Source organism: Komagataeibacter intermedius TF2, assembly GCF_000964425.1.
Taxonomy (GTDB): Bacteria; Pseudomonadota; Alphaproteobacteria; order Acetobacterales; family Acetobacteraceae; genus Komagataeibacter; species Komagataeibacter intermedius.
In genome coordinates this window covers 1-419 of sequence record NZ_BANF01000236.1, presented here as the reverse complement: position 1 = coordinate 419, position 419 = coordinate 1, and the positions used below count along the sequence as shown (strand labels likewise).

General features: G+C 59.9%; 1 protein-coding gene. It reads right to left on the bottom strand.

Going from position 1 to position 419, the window contains the following annotated elements:
- Positions 1–419 (bottom strand): hypothetical protein (locus B7449_RS16620; RefSeq protein WP_048883860.1); only part of this gene is annotated, 419 nt, incomplete at both ends.

The window sequence follows — 419 nt, the reverse complement described above, 5'->3', positions numbered from 1 at the left end:
TGGTTGGTTGCAAAACTCAGCTTCCGGAACTGCTGCGCTTCATCGACGAGGATCTGGTCGATGCCGATCTCTCCCAGATGCACAAGATCGTCCTTTCGAGCGGCAAGGCCTTCCAGCTTCGCCTGCATCTTCTCCTTCATGCTCTCGACCCGCTTGCGCGAGAGGCGATCGGCCGCGTCGACGCTCTCCAGCACTTCCTCGTAAGACGCAATCTGCGCCTCGATCATCTGGCGCTCGAAATCGCCCTCTACCGGGATGAACCTGAATGCGTCATGCGTGATGATGATCGCATCCCAGTTTCCGGTCGCAGCCCGGGCAAGGAACCGCTGGCGCTTTGCCTTCACGAAGTTCGTCTCGTCAGCGACAAGGATCCGCGCGGTCGGGTAGAGCATGAGGAATTCGCGGGCCATCTGGGCGAG